Consider the following 24778-nt stretch of genomic DNA (forward strand, 5'->3'; position numbering starts at 1 on the left):
GCCGTACTCAAGTACAGCCTGCGGCTAGTTTCCTAGTTTGCTCTTTGATTTTCATTGAGTATCAGTTTATTTTATCATATTTTTTCTTTAATTTAAAATGAAGTAGGATAGGGGAAAAAAATGCCAGAAAATGGTATAATAGGACGAAAGTGTTTTGATAGGGAGGATATCAGGGATGAATTTTCAACAATTATCCAATCTGCAATATTGGACCAGTTTGTTTGCAAGTCCATGGACGATAGCTATCAATCTGATTGATATTTTGATTGTTGCTTATATTTTATATCATTTTACAAAAGCTATTGCAGGAACCAAGATTATGATTTTGGTACGTGGAGTTTTGGTGTTTATTTTAGCTCAAATCCTTGCAAATATGATTGGCTTGACTACGATTTCTTGGTTAATCAATCAAATTATTACTTATGGGGTTATTGCGGCGGTTGTTATCTTTTCTCCAGAGATTCGGACTGGTTTGGAACGTTTGGGAAGAGCGACAGATTTCTTTTCCAATGCCCCTATTAGTGCTGAGGAACAGATGATTCGTGCCTTTGTTAAGTCCGTCGAATACATGAGTCCTCGTAAAATCGGGGCCTTGGTTGCTATTCAGCGTGTACGTACCTTGCAGGAGTATATTTCGACAGGAATTCCTTTAGATGCTAAGATTTCTGCAGAACTTCTCATTAACATTTTTATTCCCAATACTCCCCTACATGATGGTGCGGTGATTATCAGAGAAGAACGTATCGCTGTGACGTCTGCCTATCTGCCCTTAACAGAAAGTACAGGAATTTCCAAGGAATTTGGGACCAGACACCGGGCGGCTATCGGTTTATCAGAAGTCTCAGATGCCTTGACTTTTGTCGTATCAGAGGAAACGGGAGGAATTTCGATAACCTATAATGGAAGCTTTAAGCACAACCTAACACTTGATGAATTTGAAACAGAATTACGTGAAATCTTACTTCCAAAAGAGGAAGCAGGTCTTAGTTTTAAAGAACGATTGCTAGGAGGATGGAAACATGAGAAAAAATAGTTTATATATCATATCCTCACTCTTTTTTGCTTGTGTCTTATTTGTCTATGCTACGGCGACGAATTTTCAAAACAGTACCAGTGCTAGGCAGGTAAAAACGGAAACCTATACGAATACAGTAACAAACGTCCCTATTGACATACGCTATAATAGTGATGAGTATTTTATTAGCGGTTTTGCTTCAGAAGTATCAGTGGTCTTGACTGGTGCAAATCGCCTATCGCTAGCTAGTGAAATGCAAGAAAGCACACGTAAATTCAAGGTTACTGCTGACCTAACAGATGCCAGTGTTGGAACGATTGAAGTTCCTTTGAGTATTGAAGATTTACCCAATGGGCTGACCGCTGTGGCGACTCCGCAAAAAATTACAGTCAAGATTGGTAAGAAGGCTCAGAGGGATAAGGTAAAGGTTGTACCAGAGATTGACCCTAGTCAAATTGATAGTCGGGTACAGATTGAAAATGTCACGGTGTCAGATGAAGAAGTGTCGATTACGAGTGACCAAGAGACATTGGATAGAATTGATAAGATTATCGCTGTCTTGCCAACTAGTGAACGGATTAAAGGAAATTACAGTGGTTCAGTACCTTTGCAGGCAATCGACCGCAATGGTGTTGTCTTACCGGCAGTTATCACTCCGTTTGATACAATAATGAAGGTGACTACAAAACCTGTGGCAACGAGTTCAAGTACATCTAATTCAAGCACAAGCAGTTCGTCGGAGACATCTTCGTCAACGAAAGCAACTAGTTCAAAAACGAATTAAAAATAGAAAAAGGATTTTATAAAAATGGGTAAATATTTCGGGACTGATGGAGTCCGTGGAGAAGCTAACGTAGAATTAACGCCGGAATTGGCTTTTAAGCTAGGACGTTTTGGAGGCTATGTTCTCAGTCAACATGAAACGGAAGCACCGAAAGTTTTTGTGGGACGTGACACACGTATTTCAGGGGAAATGCTAGAATCTGCCTTGGTGGCTGGTCTTCTTTCAGTTGGTATTCACGTATATAAACTAGGTGTTCTGGCAACACCAGCAGTAGCTTACTTGGTTAAAACTGAAGGTGCAAGTGCTGGTGTCATGATTTCTGCCAGTCACAATCCAGCCCTTGATAATGGAATTAAGTTCTTTGGTGGTGATGGTTTCAAACTAGATGACGAAAAAGAAGCAGAAATTGAAGCCTTGCTAGATGCTGCGGAAGATACTCTTCCTCGTCCAAGTGCAGAAGGCTTGGGAACCTTGGTAGATTATCCAGAAGGATTGCGTAAGTATGAAGGATACCTTGTTTCAACTGGAACCCCACTTGAAGGAATGAAAGTTGCCTTGGACACAGCCAATGGTGCAGCGTCTACAAGTGCCCGTCAAATTTTCGCTGATCTCGGTGCTCAGTTGACGGTTATCGGAGAAACGCCAGATGGGCTTAACATCAACCTTAATGTTGGTTCTACGCACCCAGAAGCCCTTCAAGAAGTGGTCAAAGAAAGTGGGTCAGCTATCGGTTTAGCCTTTGACGGAGACAGTGACCGTTTGATTGCGGTTGATGAAAATGGCGAGATCGTTGATGGTGACAAAATCATGTACATTATCGGGAAATACCTTTCTGAAAAAGGACAATTGGCCCAAAATACAATTGTGACGACTGTGATGTCCAACCTTGGTTTCCACAAGGCCTTGGACCGTGAAGGTATTAACAAGGCAGTTACTGCAGTTGGCGACCGCTACGTTGTTGAAGAAATGAGAAAATCAGGCTACAACCTCGGTGGTGAACAGTCTGGTCACGTCATCTTGATGGATTACAATACAACAGGTGATGGTCAATTATCTGCTGTCCAATTGACAAAAATCATGAAGGAAACTGGTAAGAGCTTGTCAGAGTTGGCAGCAGAAGTAACCATCTATCCACAAAAATTAGTCAATATCCGAGTGGAAAATGTCATGAAGGAAAGGGCTATAGAAGTGCCAGCTATCAAGGCAATTATCGAGAAGATGGAAGCTGAAATGGCAGGGAATGGCCGTATCCTTGTTCGTCCAAGTGGAACAGAGCCTCTCTTGCGTGTTATGGCAGAAGCGCCTACAACAGAAGAAGTGGACTACTATGTTGATACTATCGCAGATGTAGTTCGATCTGAAATCGGGATTGACTAAATCCTAGAAAACTAGATGAAAATAAAAAATTATGGTACAATAGCTTATAATATTGTAGCCAAGGGAGAAAGACATGAATCTTAAACGTGAACAAGAATTTGTTAGTCAGTATCATTTTGATGCGCGTAATTTTGAATGGGAAAATGAAAATGGAGCTCCTGAAACTAAGGTGGATGTGAACTTCCAATTGCTCCAACATGATCAAGAAAATCAAGTGACTTCCTTGATTGTCATCTTGACCTTTATGATTGTATTTGATAAGTTTGTCATCAGTGGAACCATTTCACAGGTAAACCACATCGATGGCCGTATTGTTAATGAACCAAGTGAATTGAGCCAAGAAGAAGTGGAAACTTTGGCTCGTCCATGTTTGAATATGCTCAACCGTTTGACTTACGAAGTAACTGAAATTGCATTAGACTTACCAGGAATCAATTTGGAGTTCTAATATGAAACTAGCTGTTATCACAGATTCTTCTGCCTATCTCAGTGCAGAGACCTTGCAAAGAGAAGATTTATTTGTCTTGGATATTCCTGTCAATATTGATGGTGAGGAGTATGTCGAAGGCATCAATCTGACTGCTGAGGAATTTTACCAAAAAATGGCTCAGGCTTCTGAATTGCCTAAGACCAGTCAACCAAGTATTGCCAAGTTAGATGAGATCTTAACTTCGCTCAAAGAACAAGGTTATACACATGCCTTGGGACTGTTCCTATCTTCTGGAATTTCAGGTTTTTACCAAAATATTCAGTATATGGTGGATGACTATGAAGGTTTAACCATTGCTTTCCCAGACACTTTGATTACAAGCGCTCCCCTAGGCATCATGGTTGAAAGCGTCTTTAACTGGCGAGATCAGGGCGATGATTTTGCTATCATTCAGGATAAGCTAGCTATTCAAATCAGCCGTACGTCAGCTTTTATCATGGTAGATGACCTGGATCATTTGGTAAAAGGTGGGCGCCTTTCAAATGGGGCTGCCATTTTGGGCAATTTGCTTAGCATTAAGCCAATCCTTTATTTTAACGATCAAGGTGTGATTGAAGTTTACGAAAAAGTTCGTACGGAAAAGAAAGCAACCAAGCGCTTGATTGAAATCATCAAGGAAACAACGGCTTCAGGCCAATATCGGGTCATTGTCATTCATGGGAATGCTCCTGAAAAGGCTGAAGAATTGCGTCACCACTTGATTGAATCTGGAGTGGGTACGGATATTTCACTAGCTACATTTGGTAGTGTCATTGGAACCCACCTAGGAGCAGGAAGTATTGCTCTAGGTTATATTCCAGTGATTTAGTTGGCACTTTTAGACTAGTCAAGATGCCTTGTATCTTAGCAATTGAACACGGACTACCTGCCTCTTGAAAAAAGATGCCTGTCTTGCCTTTCGTGGCAAGTCAGCGTCATTCCCTATTTTTCATGGGCAGCTAAGGTCCTTTGTATCTTGATAATTGAACACGCCTGGGATCCTGTGTGAAAAAGATAGTTCTTCCAAGGAGTAGACACTTCTTGATCAGAATTCCTATTTTCACTTTGTGTTCTTACAGGCCTTGTATCTTAGACAGGAGTAGAGATGAGTATTCGAGTAATTATTGCTGGTTTTAAGGGAAAGATGGGTCAAGCTGCTTGTCAGATGGTCTTGGCTGATCCAGACTTGGACTTGGTAGCAGTTTTGGATCCTTTTGAGTCTGAGTCAGAATGGCAGGGAATTCCTGTTTTCAAGGATAAGGCTGATTTAGCAGGCTTTGAAGCGGATGTTTGGGTAGATTTTACAACTCCAGCTGTTGCCTATGAAAATACACGCTTTGCTCTTGAAAATGGCTTTGCTCCAGTAGTTGGAACGACTGGTTTCACGAGTGAAGAAATTACAGAGCTAAAAGTATTTTCTCGTGCCCAAGATTTGGGTGGCTTGATCGCTCCAAATTTTGCCTTGGGTGCTGTCTTGCTTGTGCAATTTGCAAGGCAGGCTGCTAAATATTTCCCCAATGTGGAGATTATCGAGCTCCATCATGACAAGAAAAAGGATGCTCCGAGTGGAACAGCTATTAAAACGGCTGAGTTAATGGCAGAAGTTCGAGAGTCTATTCAGCAAGGTGCGCCTGATGAGGAAGAATTGATTGCAGGTGCCCGTGGTGCTGACTTTGATGGCATGCGGATTCACTCAGTTCGTTTACCAGGCTTGGTAGCCCATCAGGAAGTCATCTTTGGCAATCAGGGAGAAGGATTGACGCTCCGTCATGACTCCTATGATCGCAGCTCCTTCATGACAGGGGTGAATTTGGGAATTAAAGAAGTTGTCAAGCGTCATGAGCTTGTCTATGGATTAGAACACTTATTATGAGATTAACGCAAATGCCTTCTGAATTTCAGAAGGCTTTACCAGTATTAGAAAAAATTAAAGAAGCAGGTTTTGAGGCCTATTTTGTTGGAGGTTCTGTTCGAGATGCCCTTCTCAATCGCCCTATCCATGATGTGGATATTGCGACGGCTTCCTATCCAGAGGAGACCAAGCAGATTTTTCCGCGAACAGCCGATATCGGAATCGAGCATGGAACCGTCTTGGTCTTAGATGGGGATGAGGAGTACGAGGTAACCACCTTTCGGACAGAGGATGTTTATGTAGACTATCGCAGACCCAGTGCGGTTTCCTTTGTGCGTTCGCTAGAAGAAGACCTCAAGCGCCGCGATTTCACAGTCAATGCCTTTGCCTTGGACGAGACAGGGGAAATCATTGACTTGTTCCATGGTTTAGCAGATTTGGAAAATCAAGTCTTGCGAGCAGTTGGAGTGGCTAGTGAGCGTTTCAACGAAGATGCTTTGCGGATTATGCGTGGTTTCCGTTTTCAGGCTAGTCTTGGCTTTGAGCTTGAGTCAGAAACATTTAAAGCTATGAAGACTTTGACGCCCCTTTTGGAGAAAATTTCTGTAGAGCGTACTTTTGTTGAGTTTGATAAACTCTTGCTGGCTCCATTTTGGAGAAGGGGCTTGACTTCCATGATTGAGAGTCAAGCTTATGATTATCTCCCTGATATGGCAGCTAGTCAGGACAAGCTTAACAGACTGTTTGATTTGGAGACTGATTTTACTTTTGAATCCTCTGAACAAGCCTGGGCAGCTCTACTGTGGGCTTTGGAGATTGAAAATGCGCAGCCATTTTTGAAGGCTTGGAAGACCTCACGCCAGTTTGCCAAGCACGTTCAGGATTTGCTGACTATTTTTGCATTGCGTGAAAAGGGAGAATTGAGCAAGCGAGATTGTTATCGCTTTGACTTGGATTTGCTTTTACAGGCTGAAAATCTTCGTCAGGCTCAAGGAAAAGAAGTTAACCCACAAGCCATCACAGAAATCTATCAGAGTTTGACCATTCATGACAAGAAAGAAATCCAAATCAACGGTGGTATTTTGATCAAGGAATATGGCTATCAGCCGGGCCCAGACTTGGGAGAGATTTTAACAGAGATTGAATATGCCATTGTCGATGGAGAATTGGAAAATGACCGTCAAGCCATCCATGCTTACCTGAGGGAGAAAAAATGAGTGATTTTATCGTTGAAAAACTAAGTAAATCCGTCGGTGATAAGACCGTTTTTAAGGATATTTCCTTTATCATCCATGACTTGGATAGAATTGGTCTAATCGGTGTCAATGGGACTGGCAAGACCACCCTTTTAGATGTTCTTTCTGGTGTTTCTGGCTTTGATGGGGATGTCAGTCCCTTTTCAGCTAAGAATGACTACCAGATTGGTTACTTGACTCAAGATCCTGATTTTGATGATAACAAGACAGTTTTGGATACGGTCCTCTCCAGCGACCTAAAGGAAATCCAGCTTATTCGTGAGTATGAACTCCTCATGCTCAACTATAGTGAGGACAAGCAGGCGCGTTTGGAACGGGTCATGGCAGAAATGGACTCTCTCCAAGCTTGGGAAATTGAGAGTCAGGTCAAGACTGTCCTTAGCAAGCTGGGTATTCAGAACTTATCTACTCCAGTTGGAGAATTGTCAGGTGGTCTAAGAAGACGGGTCCAGTTGGCGCAAGTTTTACTTGGTAATCACGACCTTTTGCTTTTAGATGAGCCGACCAACCATCTGGATATTGCGACTATTGAGTGGCTGACCCTCTTTTTGAAAAATTCCAAGAAGACCGTCCTTTTTATTACCCATGATCGTTATTTCCTAGACGCTTTATCAACACGTATTTTCGAGTTGGACCGAGCAGGATTGACGGAGTATCAGGGTAATTATCAGGATTATGTTCGCCTTAAGGCGGAACAGGACGAGCGCGACGCGGCTCTTCTTCACAAAAAAGAGCAACTTTATAAGCAAGAATTGGCCTGGATGCGCAGACAACCGCAGGCGCGTGCAACCAAGCAGCAGGCTCGTATCAATCGTTTCTACGATTTGAAGAAAGAAGTTTCAGGTGGCGTTGCTGAAACAGATTTGACCATGAACTTTGAAACCAGTCGGATTGGGAAGAAAGTCATCGAGTTTCAGGATGTTTCCTTTGCCTATGAAAACAAGCCTATTTTGCAAGATTTTAATCTCTTAGTTCAGGCCAAAGACCGCATCGGAATCGTTGGGGATAACGGTGTTGGAAAATCAACCCTGCTCAACCTGATTGCAGGCAGTCTTGAGCCGACAGCAGGTCAAGTTGTGATTGGGGAAACAGTTCGCATTGCCTATTTCTCTCAGCAAATTGAGGGCTTGGATGAAAGCAAGCGAGTTATCAATTACCTGCAGGAAGTGGCAGAAGAGGTCAAGACCAGCGGTGGTTCTACGACTTCGATTGCAGAGTTGCTGGAGCAGTTCCTTTTCCCACGTTCGACGCATGGAACCTTGATTGAGAAATTGTCAGGTGGCGAGAAAAAACGTCTTTATCTCCTCAAACTGCTCTTGGAAAAACCAAATGTTCTTCTCTTGGATGAACCGACAAATGACCTAGACATTGCAACCTTGACAGTTTTGGAGAATTTCTTACAAGGCTTTGCAGGTCCTGTCTTGACAGTTAGCCATGACCGCTATTTCTTGGATAAGGTAGCGAACAAGATTCTCGCTTTTGAAGATGGCAAGATTCGTCCTTTCTTTGGTCATTACACCGACTATCTTGATGAAAAATCCTTTGAAACAGAGATGGCCAATCAAGTGCAAAAAGCTGAAAAGGAAAAAGTGGTCAAGGTTCGAGAAGAGAAGAAACGCATGACCTACCAAGAAAAGCAGGAGCGGGCAAGCATTGAAGACGATATTGAAAACTTGGAAAATCGTATTGCTGCTATTGAAGAGGAAATGCAGGCCAATGGTTCCGACTTTGGCAAACTGGCTACTCTCCAAAAAGAACTGGATGAGAAAAACGAAGCACTCCTTGAAAAATACGAACGCTATGAGTATCTAAGTGAATTTGATAGCTAGAAGAATAGAAAAATCCCGTCTCATGGACGGGATTTCTCTATTCTTTTTTGGTTTCTTGATGAAAGATATTTTGCCAAGTTTCGTGGCGTCGCCAGATACTGGTATGAACGATACCATCTAACTCATAGCAGATGAGTTTTGTTTTCTGACTGATGGAAGTGATTTGGATGTCCTTGATAGCAGCATTCAAGTCTTTTTCGGCTTTATAAGCCTCTTTATCCATCTGCTCTCCATCCTGACGAATATAGACAAAATCGTCAGCCAAGAGTTCTTCCAGTTGATTTCCTTGATCAATCAATTGTTCACGCATAAGCAATTTTTTATAGACATTGTCTAAAATTTCATCCTCAGGGATAGGTGCTGGCTCGATATGGACATCGGTGTCAAAGACGCCAAAACGCTCCTCCAGCATAGACTCGACCTGATCCGCGATTTCATGACTCTCAAAAACAGATAAGTCAGGATTCATTTCTAGCGTAATATCAAGGTAAATGTTGCTACCGTAGGTGCGACCTCTTTGCGACTTAACCTTGCTGATCTTGGGAATTTCCATAATGGCCTTTTGATAGTCCTCAAGCAGACGATCGTCAAAGCCATCTGAAAGACTAAAGGAAGACTCGATAAAGATATCATAGGCGGTCTTCAAGATAAAGAAAGTGATGATGATAGCAACCAGTTTATCTACAATCGGATAATTGAAACTGCTAGCTAGGATGGCAATAGTCGTACCAAGTGAGGTAACAGCATCAGAAAGATTGTCCTTGGCGGCAGCCTTTAGTGCCTTGGAGTTGGATTTCTTACTGAGGCGAGTGTTGTAGAGATACACCACAAACATAATCGCTGCAGAAATGATTCCTAGAGTTGCACCAAGAGGATCAATGACCGTTTCTTCCCGACTGAGAATCTTTTGAATGGTATCCCTTAGAACATCAAAGCCAACATAGAACATGATGATGGAAGTGATTAAGCTAGCCAAATCCTCAATCTTCCAGTGGCCAAAACGGTGGTCTCGGTCAGCAGGTTGGCGTGCCATTCGAATCCCAATCAAGAGGGCAACATTTCCGATAATATCTGATACGTTGTTGAAACCATCGGCTACCAAACTGGATGAATGAAGAAGATGACCAGTTGCTAATTTGGCTGAAGACAAGATCAAATAGGTTGAAATACTGATAATGGCCCCGCGCTCAGCTAACTTGAGATTTGAGATAGATTGCTTCATTCAACTTCCTTTCTAGTCATATAGCATTCTACCATTATACTGGTTTTCAAGGGAAAATTCAAATAGGACGGATAAAACTAAGAAAACACAAAGCAGAAAATACTTTTTTTTTTTAGGAAATATGATAGACTGATAAAGTGAAAAGTTGAGGTGAATAAAATTGAAAAAAATGAGTATTTTAGCGATGAGTATTTCTTTGCTCTTTACTGTTTTAGTCTGGTTCTCGATGGTAACAAATGTCAAACAAGGGATACCGTTTTCAGATGCTAGTATTTTTGAATATTTTGGGTATGCAATGAATCGAGGAGAATTGATGTATGCAAACCTATTTGATCATAAGGGGCCAGTCGTTTTTTTACTGAATTACCTAGGATATCTTATTGGTGGTGCGTTAGGAATTAAATTTTTATACCTATTTTGCACATTTCTATTCTTTATAGCTAGCTATAAGATTTCAAGGTTATTTACTGGAAATAAGCAAACAATTTTAACTTTAGCAATTATCTTTATAATTTATGAGTATTTTTTTGATGGCGGTTGGAGTTTAGAAGGTTTTATTTTACCTTTTTTGGCTTATTCATTATACATTTTTTTAAAACTGTTTATACAAAATGATTTCAGCAAAAATGATATCATAGCATCAGGTGCATTTTTCTCTATTGTATTTTTTACGAAAGCAAATATGATAGGGATTTGGCTTGTATTTTGTATTTATGTATTGATTGATTTCATACTTAAGAAAGCATACAGGGACTTGTTTTCTTTGATAGGATTATTTTTCGTTGGAATATTAATACCAACTATCCCTTTGTGCTTATATCTGTTATCAAAGGGCATCTTTATTGAAATGGTATACCAGTCGATTGGAATTAATTTTATTTATACTACAGAGTCTAATAACGTTTCGATGTATGAGATTATCAGATGGTACATTTCTCAAACAAATCTCTTAAGTCTTAATTTATTGATGTTATTTTCCTTGATACCACTGTGGAAGAAATTTGGAATAAAATCAATCTTCTATCATTTTGTTTTTATTGTTTGTTTACTTCTGGCTCTTATCTCAAAAAGAAGCTATGGTCATTACATTTTAGTAATGCTCCCGATTTTGATTCCATATATTTCCTATTTATTTCATAGCATATCCAAGAAAATGTCTTTTCAAGTATTTTTTGTCTTATTCTTAGGATTTATTATTGTATACCAGAATGATGTAAAATCCATCATGAAAAGTATGAATACAAGATATCTGAATAGATCTGAGAAACAGCAACGCGTTGCTAGCTATATAGAGAAAAATACGTCGATGGATGACCGAATTTATACACACCGTCAAAATGGAACAATTTATTTGTATAGTGAACGGCTAGCTAGTACAAAATTTTTCTTCATCCCAGCTGTGACAGATGATCGAGTTATTATTGATGAGTTTAAAAAATCTATACAAGAAAATCCTCCTATCTATATTGTATTTGATACTGAATGGGATTATGGTAAGAGGACTGACTCTTTTATTAAGGATTATATTAAAGTAAATTATCACTTAGAAAAACAGATTGATACAGCTATGATTTATAGAAAAGGAGGAGAATAGCATGAGCAGGAAAAAGCCAATTTTATATATAGTTATCCCGTGTTATAACGAAGAGCAAGTCTTACCACATACTAATCCAATGTTTCTTGAAAAAATTGAACAATTAGTACAGAAAGAAGAAATTCATCCTCTTAGTAAAATCATGTATGTAAATGATGGTAGTAAGGATCAGACTTGGAAACTGATAGAAAGTTATGCTAAAACCATCCCTTCTGTAGTTGGCGTGTCACAAAGTCGTAATAGGGGGCATCAAAGTAGTGTCCTTGCAGGGATGTATGAAGCTATTCAGTTTGCTGATATTGTTATTACCATCGATGCTGATGGGCAAGATGATATAAATTGTATGGACAAAATGGTTGAAGAATACAAAAGTGGTTCTGAAATTGTCTATGGTGTACGTGATAATCGTGATACGGACTCTGCTTTTAAACGAATTACAGCCGAAGGTTTTTATAAAGTGCTGCGCCTATTTGGGGCAGAAGTTGTTTTTAATCATGCAGACTATAGATTGGTATCAAAAAGATTTTTGCAGGAGTTAGAGAGGTTCCAAGAAGTTAATCTTTTTCTTCGTGGTTTAATGCCCTTAGTGGGCTTTAAATATTCTTATGTTTCATATAAACGCCATGAACGAATTGCTGGTGAGAGCCATTATCCACTGTCAAAAATGCTTGGTTTGGCTATGGATGGTATTACCAGTTTATCAATCAAACCGATTCGTTTGATTACAAGTCTTGGTGTTTTGACGTCACTCTTTAGTTTTCTATTGATTATTTGGGTTATATTGAGTAAGTTTGCTGGTACGGTTGTGGCAGGCTGGGCAAGCACCTATGCAATAGTTAGTTTACTTGGTGGAGTACAATTGATTAGTTTGGGAGTAATTGGTGAGTATATTGGAAAGATTTACCTAGAAACGAAACGTCGTCCGAGATATATCATCAGTGAACGTACTTTTGATAAGGATAGAATTTTATAGAATCTTTACTCTTTGAAAACTTTTCAAAATTTGGTATAATAGAATTACTCAAGGGAGTAGCTGGCAGAAACCTGTGATAGTGTCGTCATTCCGAATTTTATACTGAAAAGTATGCTTTCCGGCACTATCTTAAACAGCGAGACTTGTTATGATTAACAGGTCTCTTTTTGTTTGTCGTAAAAAGATACGATGAGGGAAAAGAGAGTCTGTTTTGCACACAATGTCAAGGAGGAGACACATGTCAAAAGAACAAAAACGCCAAGCGTTTTACACTCAGAGTCCTGAAGAGGTCTTGCAGGCTGTGGATGCGACCGAGCAAGGTTTGTCATCAAGTGAGGCGGAAAAGCGCCTTGCCGAATTTGGCCACAATGAACTCGAAGAAGGCGAGAAACGATCAATCCTGGTCAAATTCATCGAGCAATTTAAGGATTTAATGATTATTATCCTAGTTGCGGCAGCAATCTTGTCAGTCGTGACTTCTGGTGGGGAAGATATCGCAGATGCTATCATTATCCTAGCCGTGGTTATCATCAACGCTGCCTTTGGTGTTTACCAAGAAGGAAAAGCAGAAGAAGCCATCGAAGCCCTCAAATCCATGTCAAGTCCAGCTGCCCGCGTTCTTCGTGATGGGCATATGGCGGAGATTGACTCTAAAGAATTGGTACCAGGTGATATCGTTGCCCTGGAAGCAGGTGATGTTGTACCAGCAGACTTACGTTTGCTAGAAGCCAACTCTCTTAAAATCGAAGAAGCTGCTTTGACAGGTGAGTCTGTGCCAGTCGAAAAAGACTTGACAGTTGAACTTGCTGCAGATGCTGGTATCGGTGATCGTGTGAACATGGCCTTTCAAAACTCAAATGTGACTTATGGTCGTGGTCTTGGTGTTGTTGTCAATACAGGGATGTACACGGAAGTTGGTCATATCGCTGGCATGCTTCAAGATGCGGATGAGACGGATACACCACTCAAACAAAACTTGAACAACCTTTCTAAGGTCTTGACCTATGCTATCTTGGTCATTGCCCTTGTTACGTTTGTAGTTGGAGTCTTCATTCAAGGGAAAAATCCACTTGGTGAGTTGATGACCTCTGTTGCGCTTGCTGTTGCAGCCATTCCAGAAGGGCTCCCAGCTATCGTAACCATCGTTCTTGCCCTCGGTACTCAAGTTTTGGCCAAACGAAACTCAATCGTTCGTAAGTTGCCAGCAGTAGAAACACTTGGTTCAACAGAAATCATCGCTTCTGACAAGACTGGTACGCTGACTATGAACAAGATGACAGTCGAAAAAGTCTTCTACGATGCAGTCCTACATGACTCAGCTGATGATATTGAACTAGGTCTTGAAATGCCCCTACTTCGTTCAGTTGTCTTGGCAAATGATACTAAAATCGATGTGGAAGGCAACCTGATTGGTGACCCAACCGAAACAGCCTTTATCCAATATGCCTTGGACAAGGGCTACGATGTTAAAGGATTTTTAGAGAAATATCCTCGTGTGGCTGAGTTGCCATTTGACTCTGAACGTAAGCTCATGTCAACAGTTCATCCACTTGCAGATGGACGCTTCCTCGTAGCTGTTAAAGGTGCGCCAGACCAACTCTTGAAACGTTGTGTTCTTCGTGATAAGGCTGGGGATATTGCTCCGATTGATGAGAAGGTTACAAACCTCATTCACACAAACAACTCTGAAATGGCTCACCAAGCCTTGCGTGTCCTTGCAGGTGCTTATAAGATTATTGACAGCATTCCAGAAGACCTGACTTCTGAAGAGCTTGAAAATGATTTAATCTTTACTGGTTTGATTGGGATGATTGATCCTGAACGTCCTGAAGCTGCTGAGGCTGTTCGTGTGGCTAAGGAAGCGGGAATTCGTCCAATCATGATTACGGGTGACCATCAAGACACTGCAGAAGCTATTGCCAAACGTTTGGGAATCATTGATGCAAATGATACAGAAGGCCACGTTTTAACTGGTGCTGAACTCAACGAACTGTCAGATGAAGACTTTGAAAAAGTAGTTGGTCAATACTCTGTTTATGCCCGTGTGTCTCCAGAACATAAGGTTCGTATTGTCAAGGCTTGGCAAAAACAAGGTAAAGTTGTTGCCATGACAGGTGATGGTGTCAATGATGCGCCAGCTCTGAAAACAGCCGATATCGGTATCGGTATGGGAATCACTGGTACAGAGGTCTCTAAGGGAGCTTCTGACATGATTCTTGCAGATGATAACTTTGCGACTATCATCGTTGCAGTGGAAGAAGGACGTAAGGTCTTCTCAAACATTCAAAAGACTATTCAGTACCTACTTTCTGCCAATACTGCTGAAGTATTAACCATCTTCCTATCAACCTTGTTTGGTTGGGATGTTTTGCAGCCAGTTCATCTTTTGTGGATCAACTTGGTAACAGATACCTTCCCAGCTATCGCTCTTGGTGTTGAGCCAGCTGAGCCTGGTGTCATGAACCATAAACCACGTGGACGCAAGGCAAGCTTCTTCTCAGGTGGTGTTTTGAGTTCTATCATCTATCAAGGTGTACTTCAAGCAGCTATTGTTATGAGTGTTTATGGACTTGCGATTGCTTACCCAGTTCACGTGGGTGACAATCATGCCATTCACGCAGATGCCCTTACTATGGCCTTTGCAACACTTGGTTTGATTCAGCTCTTCCATGCCTACAATGTGAAATCTGTTTATCAATCCATCTTGACAGTTGGCCCATTCAAGTCTAAGACCTTCAACTGGTCTATCTTGGTATCCTTCATCCTTCTCATGGCAACAATTGTTGTAGAACCGCTTGAAGGAATCTTCCATGTAACTAAACTAGACTTGTCACAATGGGGAATCGTTATGGGCGGAAGCTTCTCAATGATTATCATCGTCGAAATCGTTAAGTTTATTCAACGCAAACTTGGTTTTGATAAGAATGCGATTTAAAAAAAGTCATCTTCGGATGGCTTTTTGCTACAGTTGAGGGAAAGGGCTTGCAGTTATCGGCTTTTGTGCTATAATTGCTATAATATAGTAAACATCAAGAGGAGTGTGAGGAAGTGGAAAAGAAAATTGTGAAGGATATTTTGTTTTTATCTCAGGTATCTCAGCCGGCAAGTCAGGATGATCTGTATCTTGCCAGAGATTTGCAGGATACACTTTTAGCGAATCGTGAGACTTGTGTCGGTCTGGCTGCCAATATGATTGGGGTGCAGAAGCGCGTGATTATCTTTAATCTTGGCTTAGTTCCTGTGGTCATGTTTAACCCAGTGCTCCTGTCCTATGAAGGACCTTATCAGACAGAAGAAGGCTGTTTGTCCTTGACAGGTGTGAGACCAACTAAACGTTATGAAACTATAAGGGTTTCCTATCGTGACAGCAAGTGTCAGGAACAGACCATTACCTTGACAGGCTTCCCAGCTCAGATATGCCAGCATGAACTGGATCACTTGGAAGGACGAATCATTTAGGAGGAAAGCAAATGAAACGGATAATCTTTGAACTTATTTTTATCGCAACGACCTGGTATATCTTTTTACCGCCCCTTAACCTGACCAGCTGGGAATTTCTTTTTTTCCTCTGTGGGCATTTGCTGCTTGTAGCAATCTTATTTGGCTTTGGCAAGGGGATAAACCTTGTCAAAACGGTTCATGTGCGCCACGGTAAGGCGGAAGCTTCCTTAAATCTTGAGGGTTTCAAAATCAATCGGTTAGGGAAAATCCTTTTAGCTTCCATTGGAGGGATTCTTCTCTTGGCAGGTTTGGTTTCCTTGGTGACTTCTAGCATTTTTCAGGCTAAAAATTATGCCAATGTAGTCACGGTGACGGAAAAAGACTTTACTGAATTTCCTAAGACTGACACCAGTAAGGTTCCTATTTTAGATAGAAGTACTGCTGAAAAAATTGGGGACCGCTACTTGGGTTCCCTAACGGATAAGGTGTCGCAGTACGTAGCGGCAGATACCTATACTCAATTGACAATTGATGGGAAGCCTTATCGGGTTACACCCTTAGAATACGCAGACCCTATCAAATGGTTTAACAATCAAGCCAAGGGAATCGGTGAGTATATCAAGGTGGACATGGTAACTGGAAATGCCAACTTGGTGGACTTGAAGACACCAATCAAGTATTCAGATTCAGAGTATTTTAACCGCGATGTCAAACGTCATCTGCGCTTGAAGTACCCAACTAAAATCTTCAAGACTCCATCTTTCGAGGTAGACGATGAGGGCAACCCTTTCTATGTAGCAACGGTTTACCAAAAGCAATTTGGACTTGCGGTTCCCCGTCCTGTTTCAGTCATTATCTTGGACGCCACAAATGGAGAGACCAAGGAATACAGCTTATCAGATGTTCCAGAATGGGTGGACAGGGTCTATCCAGCTGAGGAAACCATTGAGCAAATCAACTACAACGGCAAGTACAAGGATGGTTTCTGGAATGCCATGATTTCCAAGAAAAACGTGACCCAGACCACCAAGGGTTATAATTATTTGTCTATCGGTAATGACATCTACCTCTACACAGGCGTGACGTCGGCCAATGCAGATGAAAGTAATCTTGGTTTCATCCTTGAGAATATGCGAACAGGAGAAATCACTAAGTATAGCTTGGCTTCTGCGACCGAAGAATCAGCCCGTGAATCAGCCGAAGGTGCTGTTCAGGAGAAATCCTACAAGGCAACCTTCCCAATCCTCATCAACCTCAATGATAAGCCTCTCTATATCATGGGCTTGAAGGACAATGCTGGCTTGGTCAAAGAGTATGCTCTGGTAGACGCAGTCGAGTACCAGAATGTCATCGTAGCCACTACAGTGGAAGAGATGCTCAGCAAGTATGCCAATAAAAACGACCTTGAAATTGACAATGCAACGACAGAAAGCATCAAGGGAGTAGTAGCAGACCTCAAATCAGCTGTTATCAAGGGAGACACTGTCTACTTCTTTAAAGTTGATGGCAAGATATACAAGGTCAAGGCTTCAGTATCCGATGACCTTCCTTACCTTGAAAATGGTAAAACCTTCGAAGGTCAAGTAGGAAAAGACAATTATCTCAAGATCTTTAAAGTACAGTAAAAATAGCTTTATTTAAAAAATATATGTTATAATAAGGTAAATTAAGCCTAATGGAGGACAAAGAAATGGGTTTTTATTTGATGCTTGCTTCAATGCTACTCGGACTGCTTGCTTTGAAGATAGGTTTTTCTCAGTTCAAGGAGAAAAAAGATAAATTCTTATCTATCTTAACAAGCTTAGCTGGGCTAGCCCTTGTTCTCGTGGCTGTCTGGTTAGGATGGCCAAAATAAATAGAGAAACCTCGGTCAAACCGAGGTTTTTCAGATGAATTTCTTGGTTGTGGCTAAAAAATATGCTACACTATCAATATGAAAATTTTAATCCCAACAGCAAAAGAAATGAACACAGACTTGCCAAGTATTGAAGCCGCTCCTTTAAAACCAGAAAGTCAGGCTGTGCTGGATGCCTTGGCCCTCTATTCTGCTAGTCAATTGGAGAGTTTTTACAAGGTATCAGCCGAGAAGTCTGCGGAAGAATTTCAAAATATCCAAGCTTTGAAAAGGCAAACTGCTCAACACTATCCAGCCTTGAAACTTTTTGATGGGCTGATGTATCGCCATATCAAGCGAGATAAGTTAACCGAGGCAGAACAAGCCTATCTTGAAAATCATGTCTTCATTACCTCGGCTTTGTACGGTGTTATTCCAGCCTTGTCACCTATGGCACCTCACCGTTTGGACTTTTTGATGAAGTTGAAAGTCGCTGGTAAGACTTTGAAGAGCCATTGGAAGGCAGCCTATGATGAAGCTGTGAAGCAGGAAGAAATGATTTTCTCTCTCTTGTCATCAGAATTTGAAACTGTATTTTCTAAGGAAATTAGAGAAAAAATGGTGACTTTCAAATTCATGGAGGATAGAGGTGGTCAGCTGAAAATTCACTCAACTATTTCTAAGAAAGCCCGTGGTGCCTTCCTGACAGCCCTGATAGAAAATCAAGTACAGACGGTCGATGAAGCTCGTCGATTAAGTTTTGCAGAATTTAACTACCGAGAAGATTTGTCACAGCCACAGGAATTGGTTTTTGTAAAGGAAGTATAGAAATCAGATATTTTGTATTTGGCAATATGTATCATCAGCTATTTTAGTTTATAAATGAGAAAAAAAGCGAACAAGCTAGTATTCTGAGTGTCAGAAAAGTAGTCTTGTTCGCTTTTATTATATTAGTTACTTGATAGCATTAACCAAGTCTTCCGCTTGTTTTTCAAGTGAATTTAGGACTGATTCTTCGAGAACCAATTTTCCGTCTGCCCAAGCAGAGTCATTAACACGTGCAGCGGTGAAATCGCCAACGATTTGTGTACGGATAAATGGCAAGAGGTCCTTGTAGATAGCGAAGAGTTGATCGTGACCTGCATTGGCTACAGATGATACGGTAACAAACTTGTCTTGAAGGGCAGAAGCGCCGCGTGTATCAGACAAGTCAAGGGCACGAGATAGCCAGTCAAGCAAGTTCTTCACTGTTCCAGGGATAGAGAAGTTGTAGACTGGAGAGAAGATCCAGATGGCATCCGCAGCGAGAACCGCTTCACGAGCAGTCGCTACAGCTGGATGTGTTGGAACTTCCAAATCTTGGCTGAAGAGAGGAACAGCTGAATAATCAAGGTAGCTAACTTCCGCTTTACCAGCAAGTGCTTTCTCAGCTTCGAGCGCCATTTGGTGGTTGAAAGAACCTTGACGTAGTGATCCGACGATAAATAATACTTTTTTAGACATGATGTGTCTCCTTTTTTTTAAATTTCCGAGAAATCTCTCGTTGTTATGAAATATATTACAACAAAACAAAAGGACTTGCAAGAAATCTGCTCAGAGTTTATTTGAAAATTATAAAATTACAGAAGCTCTAGTCAGTTGCCACTGGAAAAGTAAGAACTGTTTTTTGGATTCTGGTTTGCTTTGAAGGAAGAAATAAAGTGCGATTGTTCCTATATTCTCTTGTAATATGATGACATAAGTGCTAAAATAAACAAGAAAACTCGCAATAGAAACCGCAGAACAGCTATTTTCCGGTATCATTTCATAAATCATTAAAGGAACAATAATGGCATTGAAGATGCTTCTAAAAAGGGGTGGAGATCATGTAAAGCACAGATTAACAAGTGACGGACAAAAGAAATAATAATACACTTGTTAAAGGAGAAAAGATGTTAATAAGAAATTATCGGAAAAATATTGGCCTGATGGCCGGAGTTGAGTTTTTTGCATTTTTAGGGATTACCAGTTTTTGGATTCTCTTTCTCAGTCAAAACGGAATGTCTCTTTGGCAGATTGGACTTCTGGAAAGTATTTTTCATACGACCAGTCTTCTCTGTGAAATTCCATCTGGAATGTTAGCTGACCGCTATTCCTATAAGACCAACCTTTATTTAAGTCGTATAGCAGGGATTGTGTCTTCTATTCTCATGTTGGCTGGGCAGGGAAATTTTTGGATTTATGCACTAGCAATGGCGGTGAGTGCCTTGTCTTATAATTTTGATTCGGGAACAAGCGCAGCAATGGTCTATGACTCGGCTGTAGAGGCTGGACTAAAGGAGCGTTATCTATCCATTTCAAGTTTTCTATCAGGAGTGTCAGAAGGAACTCGGTCTTTGGGGACAGTGTTGGCGGGATTTTTTGTCCATGGTCAATTGCACCTGACCTACTATATCATGATTGCGACTTCTATCATGGTTCTTTTCCTGATTTGGATGCTGAAAGAACCTAGTGTCAAGCTAGAAAAAGCTGATAGTGTGACCATGAAACAGATTATTTGGACTGTTAAGGATGAGTTGAAGCGAAATCCCATGCTGTTCAACTGGATGATTTTATCTCAGATTGTCGGAGTACTCATGTGCATGTTTTACTTTTACTATCAAAATCAGTTACCGAATTTAAGTGGTTGGCAAATTTCAGCAGTTATGCTACTTGGTAGTCTCTTGAATATCGTCGCAGTCTATCTAGCGAGTAGGATTGGAAAGAACTATGCTGCTTTGAAGCTTTTCCCTGTTCTCGTCCTGCTGACTGGAGTTACCTACCTGCTGTCCTACTTTGGAACACCTCTAATCTATATTTTGGTCTATTTGATTAGTAATGCTCTATATGCTCTTTTTCAGCCTATTTTTGACAATGATTTGCAAGAGCGGCTCCCAAGTGAAGTAAGGGCAACCATGCTGAGTGTTTACTCTATGATGTTTAGCCTTAGTATGATTGTCTTCTTCCCACTGACAGGGTGGTTGATTGACCATTTAGGCTTTGTAGTAACATTTCTTTATCTAGGATTCTTTTTAGTCATGATTAGTCTTCTACTGGCTATCTTTTTAGGAAAATTGGCTAAAAGAAAATTGGCTAAAAGAATGGATGAAAAAATTATTTCCTAGATTAAAATAATTTCTGAAAACTTGAGTGCCAAGCTCAGGTTTTTTAATAGGTTGATTTTGGAGCTGTCTTTACTTTTCTTACTCGATTTTAACTAAGAAAAATCAGTTTGCTTTGAAGGAAGAAATAGAATTGGTTGCTTATACTCAATGAAAATCAAAGAGCAAACTAGGAAGCTAGCCGTAAGCTGTACTTGAGTACGGTAAGGCGACGCTGACGTGGTTTGAATTTGATTTTCGAAGAGTATTCTTGCATTCACTTGTAATAAAGCTTAATAGATGGTAAAATAGACGAGTGAAAAAAAGACAAAACAAAGCAAAAAATAATCTACTGTGGCAGTATGGTCTAGGGATGACGATTTTGTTTGTGGTTATCAGTGCTTCCTTTCTGTATCTAGTGTTTCTGAGTATGAAACCTTATCAAACAGCTAAAAGTGAAGGAGAAAAATTAGCTCAGCAGTATGCAGGATTAGAGCAGGCTGATCAGGTTGACTTATACAATGGCTTGGAATCCTATTATAGCGTTCTTGGTCGTAATAAAAAACAAGAAGCACTTGCTGTCCTGATTGGAAAAGATGACCATAAGATTTACGTTTATCAGCTAAATCAAGGTGTTTCACAAGAAAAAGCGGAAGCCGTTTCTAAGGAAAAAGGAGCTGGCGAGATTGACAAAATTACCTTTGGCCGTTATCAAGACAAACCAATCTGGGAAGTCAAGTCAGGATCTGATTTTTATCTAGTAGATTTTGAAACAGGAGCATTGGTCAATAAGGAGGGCCTATGAAACTATCCAATCGTGTTTTAGAAATGGAAGAAAGTGTGACTCTGGCTAGTGATGCAAGAGCAAAGAAGTTAAAGGCTGAAGGAAAAGATGTACTTTTCTTAACTTTAGGTCAGCCCGATTTCCATACTCCCAAAAATATTCAAGATGCAGCTGTTGCAGCCATTCGAGATGGACGTGCTTCTTTCTATACGGTAGCTTCAGGTTTGCCTGAGTTAAAAGCAGCAGTCAATACCTACTTCGAGCGTTACTATGGCTATTCTGTCGCAAGTAATGAGGTTACCTTTGCTACAGGTGCCAAGTTTTCCCTCTATACGTTCTTTATGGCTGTGGTCAATCCAGGTGATGAAGTCATCATCCCAACCCCCTACTGGGTTAGCTATGGAGACCAGGTCAAGATGGCAGAAGGCGTTCCCGTCTTTGTTCCTGCTAAGGAAGACAATCACTTTAAGGTGACCGTAGAGCAGTTGGAAGCAGCTCGTACTGACAAGACCAAGGTTTTGGTGCTGAATTCGCCATCCAATCCGACAGGTATGATCTATACTCGTGAAGAATTACTAGCTATCGGAAATTGGGCAGTTGAGCATGACATTCTGATTTTAGCTGATGATATATACGGTCGCCTTGTTTATAATGGAAATGAATTTGTTCCAATCTCAAGTCTATCAGAAGCAATTCGTAAGCAAACCATTGTTATCAACGGTGTATCTAAGGCATATGCCATGACGGGTTGGCGAGTTGGTTATGCGGTAGGTGATCCAGAAATCATTGCTGCTATGAGCAAATTGACAGGTCAAACAACTTCTAACCTAACTGCTGTTTCACAATATGCAACCATCGAAGCCTTAACAGGACCACAGGATTCTGTTGAGATCATGCGTCAGGCTTTTGAGGAGCGTCTCAATACCATTTATCCGCTATTATGTGAAGTCCCTGGTTTTGAAGTCGTTAAGCCACAAGGAGCCTTCTATCTCTTTCCAAATGTTAAAAAAGCCATGGAGATGAAAGGTTATAGCGATGTAACAGCATTTACAACGGCTATTCTTGAAGAAGTTGGTCTGGCCTTGATTACAGGAGCAGGATTTGGAGCGCCAGAAAATGTCCGCCTCAGCTATGCGACAGACCTAGACACGCTTAAAGAAGCAGTTAAACGCTTGAAAGCATTTATGGGTAGTGAGAATGATTGATCATTTTGAAATTAAGGTAAAGGATTTACAAATTTCAGAAGGATTTTATAGGAGTTTTCTCGCTCCTTTGGGCTATAAATTGGCTTTTAAGACTAGTTCTCTAATCAGTTTTCTTGCCCCAAACAGCCCTCATCCTGGTGGTGATTTTTGGCTGGCTCAGGGGACACAAGATCCTATTCACTTTGCTTTTTTAGCAGAAAATAAGGAAGAGGTTCAAGCTTGTTATGAGGCTGGCTTAGAGGCAGGTGGGCGAGACAATGGAGCTCCTGGTTATCGCAGTGAGCATCCGATTTACTATGCTGCTTTTATGATTGACCCAGATGGGAACAGTATAGAAGTAGTTTGCCATAAAGAATAAAAAAGAAAAGGAAAAATAATGACAAAACGTGTAACGATTATCGATGTAAAAGACTATGTTGGTCAAGAAGTGACGATTGGTGCTTGGGTTGCCAACAAATCAGGAAAAGGAAAAATCGCTTTTTTGCAATTGCGTGACGGAACAGCCTTCTTCCAAGGTGTAGCTTTTAAACCAAACTTTGTAGAAAAATTTGGTGAAGAAGTGGGACTTGAGAAGTTTGATGTTATCAAACGCTTGAGCCAAGAAACGTCTGTCTATGTGACAGGAATTGTCAAAGAAGATGAACGTTCTAAATTTGGTTATGAGTTGGACATTACAGACATCGAAGTGATCGGTGAATCTCAAGACTACCCAATCACACCAAAAGAACACGGAACAGACTTCTTGATGGACAACCGTCACTTGTGGCTACGCTCTCGTAAGCAAGTAGCGGTGATGCAAATCCGTAACGCTATTATCTATGCAACTTATGAGTTCTTTGACAAGAATGGCTTCATGAAGTTTGATAGCCCAATCCTTTCAGGAAATGCGGCAGAAGATTCAACAGAACTCTTTGAAACTGACTACTTCGGAACGCCAGCTTACTTGAGCCAATCAGGTCAGCTTTACTTGGAAGCAGGAGCTATGGCCCTTGGCCGTGTCTTTGACTTTGGTCCAGTTTTCCGTGCTGAAAAATCAAAAACACGTCGTCACTTGACTGAGTTCTGGATGATGGACGCAGAGTACTCCTACTTGACACATGATGAGTCGCTTGACTTGCAAGAAGCTTATGTAAAAGCTCTTCTTCAAGGTGTTCTTGATCGTGCGCCTCAAGCCTTGGAAACCTTGGAACGTGATACAGAACTCTTGAAACGCTACATTGCAGAGCCATTCAAACGCATCACTTATGATCAAGCCATTGACCTCTTGCAAGAGCATGAAAATGATGAAGACGCTGACTACGAACATCTTGAGCATGGTGATGACTTCGGTTCACCACACGAAACTTGGATTTCAAACCACTTTGGTGTGCCAACATTTGTCATGAACTATCCAGCAGCCATCAAGGCCTTCTACATGAAACCAGTTCCTGGAAATCCAGAGCGCGTGCTCTGTGCAGACTTGCTTGCTCCAGAAGGCTATGGAGAAATCATCGGTGGGTCTATGCGTGAGGAAGACTACGATGCCCTTGTCGCTAAGATGGATGAACTTGGTATGGATCGTACAGAGTACGAATTCTACCTTGACCTTCGTAAATACGGTACTGTACCACACGGTGGATTTGGTATCGGTATCGAACGTATGGTAACCTTCGCAGCAGGAACAAAACATATCCGTGAAGCTATTCCATTCCCACGTATGTTGCACCGTATCAAACCATAAGAACAGGAAAACGCCCATGTGGCGTTTTTTTCATAGAAATCTCTGGAAGCGAAAGGAAATATTATTAGGTATAGTGGATTGAAATAAGACAAAAGCGGGTTTTTGCCCAGCCTTTAGTGCTCTTAGAGTTCGAGTCATAGCTAATCTTCTGAAGGTTTTAACAAATAATACTCTTCGAAAATCTCTTCAAACCACGTCAGCGTCGCCTTACCGTACTCAAGTACATCTTGCGGCTAGCTTCCTAGTTTGCTCTTTGATTTTCATTGAGTATAAGAAGAAAATTTTAGGTAAATTCCCAAACTAA

Annotated in this window: 22 protein-coding genes; 20 read left to right on the forward strand and 2 right to left on the reverse strand. The window is 40.9% G+C overall.

Translation table 11 applies throughout. The features are described 5' to 3' along the window. Positions 1 to 175: 175 nt before the first annotated feature. From cdaA to HT696_RS07570, 8 genes are all read left to right on the forward strand, one after another. The gene (cdaA, locus tag HT696_RS07535) at positions 176 to 1033 is read left to right on the forward strand and encodes a diadenylate cyclase CdaA (RefSeq protein ID WP_050089436.1); all 858 of its coding nucleotides are present in this window, start codon (positions 176 to 178) and stop codon (positions 1031 to 1033) included. Continuing rightward, entirely contained in the window at positions 1020 to 1799 is a 780-nt protein-coding gene (locus HT696_RS07540) for a CdaR family protein (RefSeq protein WP_049511944.1), read from the forward strand. Before cdaA ends, HT696_RS07540 begins: the two co-directional genes overlap by 14 nt. A 24-nt stretch (positions 1800 to 1823) precedes the next feature. Beyond that, positions 1824 to 3176, forward strand: a complete 1353-nt coding sequence (gene glmM, locus HT696_RS07545) for a phosphoglucosamine mutase (RefSeq protein ID WP_173283227.1) — start codon at positions 1824 to 1826, stop codon at positions 3174 to 3176. 73 nt (positions 3177 to 3249) lie between these two features. Then, positions 3250 to 3624, forward strand: coding sequence for a DUF1149 family protein (locus HT696_RS07550; protein ID WP_001050087.1), 375 nt, complete (start codon positions 3250 to 3252; stop codon positions 3622 to 3624). 1 nt (position 3625) lies between these two features. After that, positions 3626 to 4474 (forward strand): DegV family protein, encoded by an 849-nt coding sequence (locus HT696_RS07555; protein WP_173253274.1) that lies wholly within the window; start codon positions 3626 to 3628, stop codon positions 4472 to 4474. Positions 4475 to 4750: 276 nt separating this feature from the next. Next, on the forward strand, positions 4751 to 5518 hold the full coding sequence (gene dapB, locus HT696_RS07560) for a 4-hydroxy-tetrahydrodipicolinate reductase (RefSeq protein WP_173262096.1): 768 nt from the start codon (positions 4751 to 4753) through the stop codon (positions 5516 to 5518). After that, positions 5515 to 6714, forward strand: coding sequence for a CCA tRNA nucleotidyltransferase (locus HT696_RS07565; RefSeq protein WP_345789492.1), 1200 nt, complete (start codon positions 5515 to 5517; stop codon positions 6712 to 6714). Before dapB ends, HT696_RS07565 begins: the two co-directional genes overlap by 4 nt. Next, positions 6711 to 8582: an ABC-F family ATP-binding cassette domain-containing protein gene (locus tag HT696_RS07570; RefSeq protein WP_173283500.1), complete on the forward strand. Its 1872-nt coding sequence runs from the start codon at positions 6711 to 6713 to the stop codon at positions 8580 to 8582. Before HT696_RS07565 ends, HT696_RS07570 begins: the two co-directional genes overlap by 4 nt. Positions 8583 to 8619: 37 nt before the next feature. On the opposite strand, the gene mntE is transcribed toward HT696_RS07570, so the two are convergent. After that, complete coding sequence (gene mntE / locus HT696_RS07575; RefSeq protein WP_173283501.1) at positions 8620 to 9804, reverse strand: CDF family manganese efflux transporter MntE; 1185 nt, start codon at positions 9802 to 9804, stop codon at positions 8620 to 8622. A gap of 160 nt (positions 9805 to 9964) precedes the next feature. On the opposite strand from mntE, the gene HT696_RS10770 reads away from it, so the two are divergent. The 7 genes from HT696_RS10770 (at position 9965) to yaaA (ending at position 18474) form a co-directional block, all read left to right on the forward strand. Beyond that, a complete protein-coding gene (locus HT696_RS10770; protein ID WP_240149615.1) occupies positions 9965 to 11398 on the forward strand; it encodes a hypothetical protein in 1434 nt (477 codons plus the stop codon). A gap of 1 nt (position 11399) precedes the next feature. After that, entirely contained in the window at positions 11400 to 12371 is a 972-nt protein-coding gene (locus HT696_RS07585; RefSeq protein ID WP_173283502.1) for a glycosyltransferase family 2 protein, read from the forward strand. Positions 12372 to 12609: 238 nt separating this feature from the next. Beyond that, positions 12610 to 15306, forward strand: a complete 2697-nt coding sequence (locus HT696_RS07590; protein WP_173283503.1) for a cation-translocating P-type ATPase — start codon at positions 12610 to 12612, stop codon at positions 15304 to 15306. 113 nt (positions 15307 to 15419) lie between these two features. Continuing rightward, positions 15420 to 15830, forward strand: a complete 411-nt coding sequence (locus tag HT696_RS07595) for a peptide deformylase (RefSeq protein WP_173283222.1) — start codon at positions 15420 to 15422, stop codon at positions 15828 to 15830. 11 nt (positions 15831 to 15841) lie between these two features. Beyond that, positions 15842 to 17437 (forward strand): hypothetical protein, encoded by a 1596-nt coding sequence (locus HT696_RS07600; RefSeq protein ID WP_173283220.1) that lies wholly within the window; start codon positions 15842 to 15844, stop codon positions 17435 to 17437. A gap of 65 nt (positions 17438 to 17502) precedes the next feature. After that, on the forward strand, positions 17503 to 17667 hold the full coding sequence (locus HT696_RS07605; protein WP_049511965.1) for a YczI family protein: 165 nt from the start codon (positions 17503 to 17505) through the stop codon (positions 17665 to 17667). Positions 17668 to 17745: 78 nt separating this feature from the next. Continuing rightward, a complete protein-coding gene (gene yaaA / locus HT696_RS07610; RefSeq protein ID WP_173283218.1) occupies positions 17746 to 18474 on the forward strand; it encodes a peroxide stress protein YaaA in 729 nt (242 codons plus the stop codon). Between the two features lie 126 nt (positions 18475 to 18600). On the opposite strand, the gene HT696_RS07615 is transcribed toward yaaA, so the two are convergent. After that, positions 18601 to 19149 carry an NADPH-dependent FMN reductase gene (locus HT696_RS07615; protein ID WP_173283504.1) on the reverse strand — a complete coding sequence of 183 codons (549 nt, stop codon included), beginning with the start codon at positions 19147 to 19149 and terminating at the stop codon, positions 18601 to 18603. Positions 19150 to 19577: 428 nt separating this feature from the next. On the opposite strand from HT696_RS07615, the gene HT696_RS07620 reads away from it, so the two are divergent. From HT696_RS07620 to asnS, 5 genes are all read left to right on the forward strand, one after another. Then, positions 19578 to 20789: an MFS transporter gene (locus HT696_RS07620; protein ID WP_173283505.1), complete on the forward strand. Its 1212-nt coding sequence runs from the start codon at positions 19578 to 19580 to the stop codon at positions 20787 to 20789. 292 nt (positions 20790 to 21081) lie between these two features. Further along, positions 21082 to 21570 (forward strand): DUF5590 domain-containing protein, encoded by a 489-nt coding sequence (locus tag HT696_RS07625; RefSeq protein ID WP_049512551.1) that lies wholly within the window; start codon positions 21082 to 21084, stop codon positions 21568 to 21570. Next, positions 21567 to 22754, forward strand: a complete 1188-nt coding sequence (locus HT696_RS07630) for a pyridoxal phosphate-dependent aminotransferase (protein ID WP_173283506.1) — start codon at positions 21567 to 21569, stop codon at positions 22752 to 22754. Before HT696_RS07625 ends, HT696_RS07630 begins: the two co-directional genes overlap by 4 nt. Beyond that, positions 22747 to 23112, forward strand: a complete 366-nt coding sequence (locus HT696_RS07635; RefSeq protein WP_050242033.1) for a VOC family protein — start codon at positions 22747 to 22749, stop codon at positions 23110 to 23112. Before HT696_RS07630 ends, HT696_RS07635 begins: the two co-directional genes overlap by 8 nt. A 15-nt stretch (positions 23113 to 23127) precedes the next feature. Further along, positions 23128 to 24474 carry an asparagine--tRNA ligase gene (asnS, locus tag HT696_RS07640; protein WP_161683683.1) on the forward strand — a complete coding sequence of 449 codons (1347 nt, stop codon included), beginning with the start codon at positions 23128 to 23130 and terminating at the stop codon, positions 24472 to 24474. The last annotated feature ends 304 nt before the right edge of the window (positions 24475 to 24778 follow it).

The organism is Streptococcus sp. 9903, from assembly GCF_013276625.1.
Lineage (GTDB): Bacteria > Bacillota > Bacilli > Lactobacillales > Streptococcaceae > Streptococcus.

What these genes read in the sequence shown, in the direction of transcription:
- HT696_RS07635 (WP_050242033.1), top strand. Translation starts at nt 22,747, where the DNA reads ATGATTGATCATTTTGAAATTAAGGTAAAGGATTTACAAATTTCAGAA.
- HT696_RS07570 (WP_173283500.1), top strand. Translation starts at nt 6,711, where the DNA reads ATGAGTGATTTTATCGTTGAAAAACTAAGTAAATCCGTCGGTGATAAG.
- glmM (WP_173283227.1), top strand. Translation starts at nt 1,824, where the DNA reads ATGGGTAAATATTTCGGGACTGATGGAGTCCGTGGAGAAGCTAACGTA.
- HT696_RS07585 (WP_173283502.1), top strand. Translation starts at nt 11,400, where the DNA reads ATGAGCAGGAAAAAGCCAATTTTATATATAGTTATCCCGTGTTATAAC.
- HT696_RS07620 (WP_173283505.1), top strand. Translation starts at nt 19,578, where the DNA reads ATGTTAATAAGAAATTATCGGAAAAATATTGGCCTGATGGCCGGAGTT.
- mntE (WP_173283501.1), bottom strand. Translation starts at nt 9,804, where the DNA reads ATGAAGCAATCTATCTCAAATCTCAAGTTAGCTGAGCGCGGGGCCATT.
- dapB (WP_173262096.1), top strand. Translation starts at nt 4,751, where the DNA reads ATGAGTATTCGAGTAATTATTGCTGGTTTTAAGGGAAAGATGGGTCAA.
- HT696_RS07555 (WP_173253274.1), top strand. Translation starts at nt 3,626, where the DNA reads ATGAAACTAGCTGTTATCACAGATTCTTCTGCCTATCTCAGTGCAGAG.
- HT696_RS07605 (WP_049511965.1), top strand. Translation starts at nt 17,503, where the DNA reads ATGGGTTTTTATTTGATGCTTGCTTCAATGCTACTCGGACTGCTTGCT.
- yaaA (WP_173283218.1), top strand. Translation starts at nt 17,746, where the DNA reads ATGAAAATTTTAATCCCAACAGCAAAAGAAATGAACACAGACTTGCCA.
- HT696_RS07600 (WP_173283220.1), top strand. Translation starts at nt 15,842, where the DNA reads ATGAAACGGATAATCTTTGAACTTATTTTTATCGCAACGACCTGGTAT.
- HT696_RS07540 (WP_049511944.1), top strand. Translation starts at nt 1,020, where the DNA reads ATGAGAAAAAATAGTTTATATATCATATCCTCACTCTTTTTTGCTTGT.
- HT696_RS07615 (WP_173283504.1), bottom strand. Translation starts at nt 19,149, where the DNA reads ATGTCTAAAAAAGTATTATTTATCGTCGGATCACTACGTCAAGGTTCT.
- HT696_RS07630 (WP_173283506.1), top strand. Translation starts at nt 21,567, where the DNA reads ATGAAACTATCCAATCGTGTTTTAGAAATGGAAGAAAGTGTGACTCTG.
- HT696_RS07550 (WP_001050087.1), top strand. Translation starts at nt 3,250, where the DNA reads ATGAATCTTAAACGTGAACAAGAATTTGTTAGTCAGTATCATTTTGAT.
- HT696_RS07590 (WP_173283503.1), top strand. Translation starts at nt 12,610, where the DNA reads ATGTCAAAAGAACAAAAACGCCAAGCGTTTTACACTCAGAGTCCTGAA.
- cdaA (WP_050089436.1), top strand. Translation starts at nt 176, where the DNA reads ATGAATTTTCAACAATTATCCAATCTGCAATATTGGACCAGTTTGTTT.
- HT696_RS07565 (WP_345789492.1), top strand. Translation starts at nt 5,515, where the DNA reads ATGAGATTAACGCAAATGCCTTCTGAATTTCAGAAGGCTTTACCAGTA.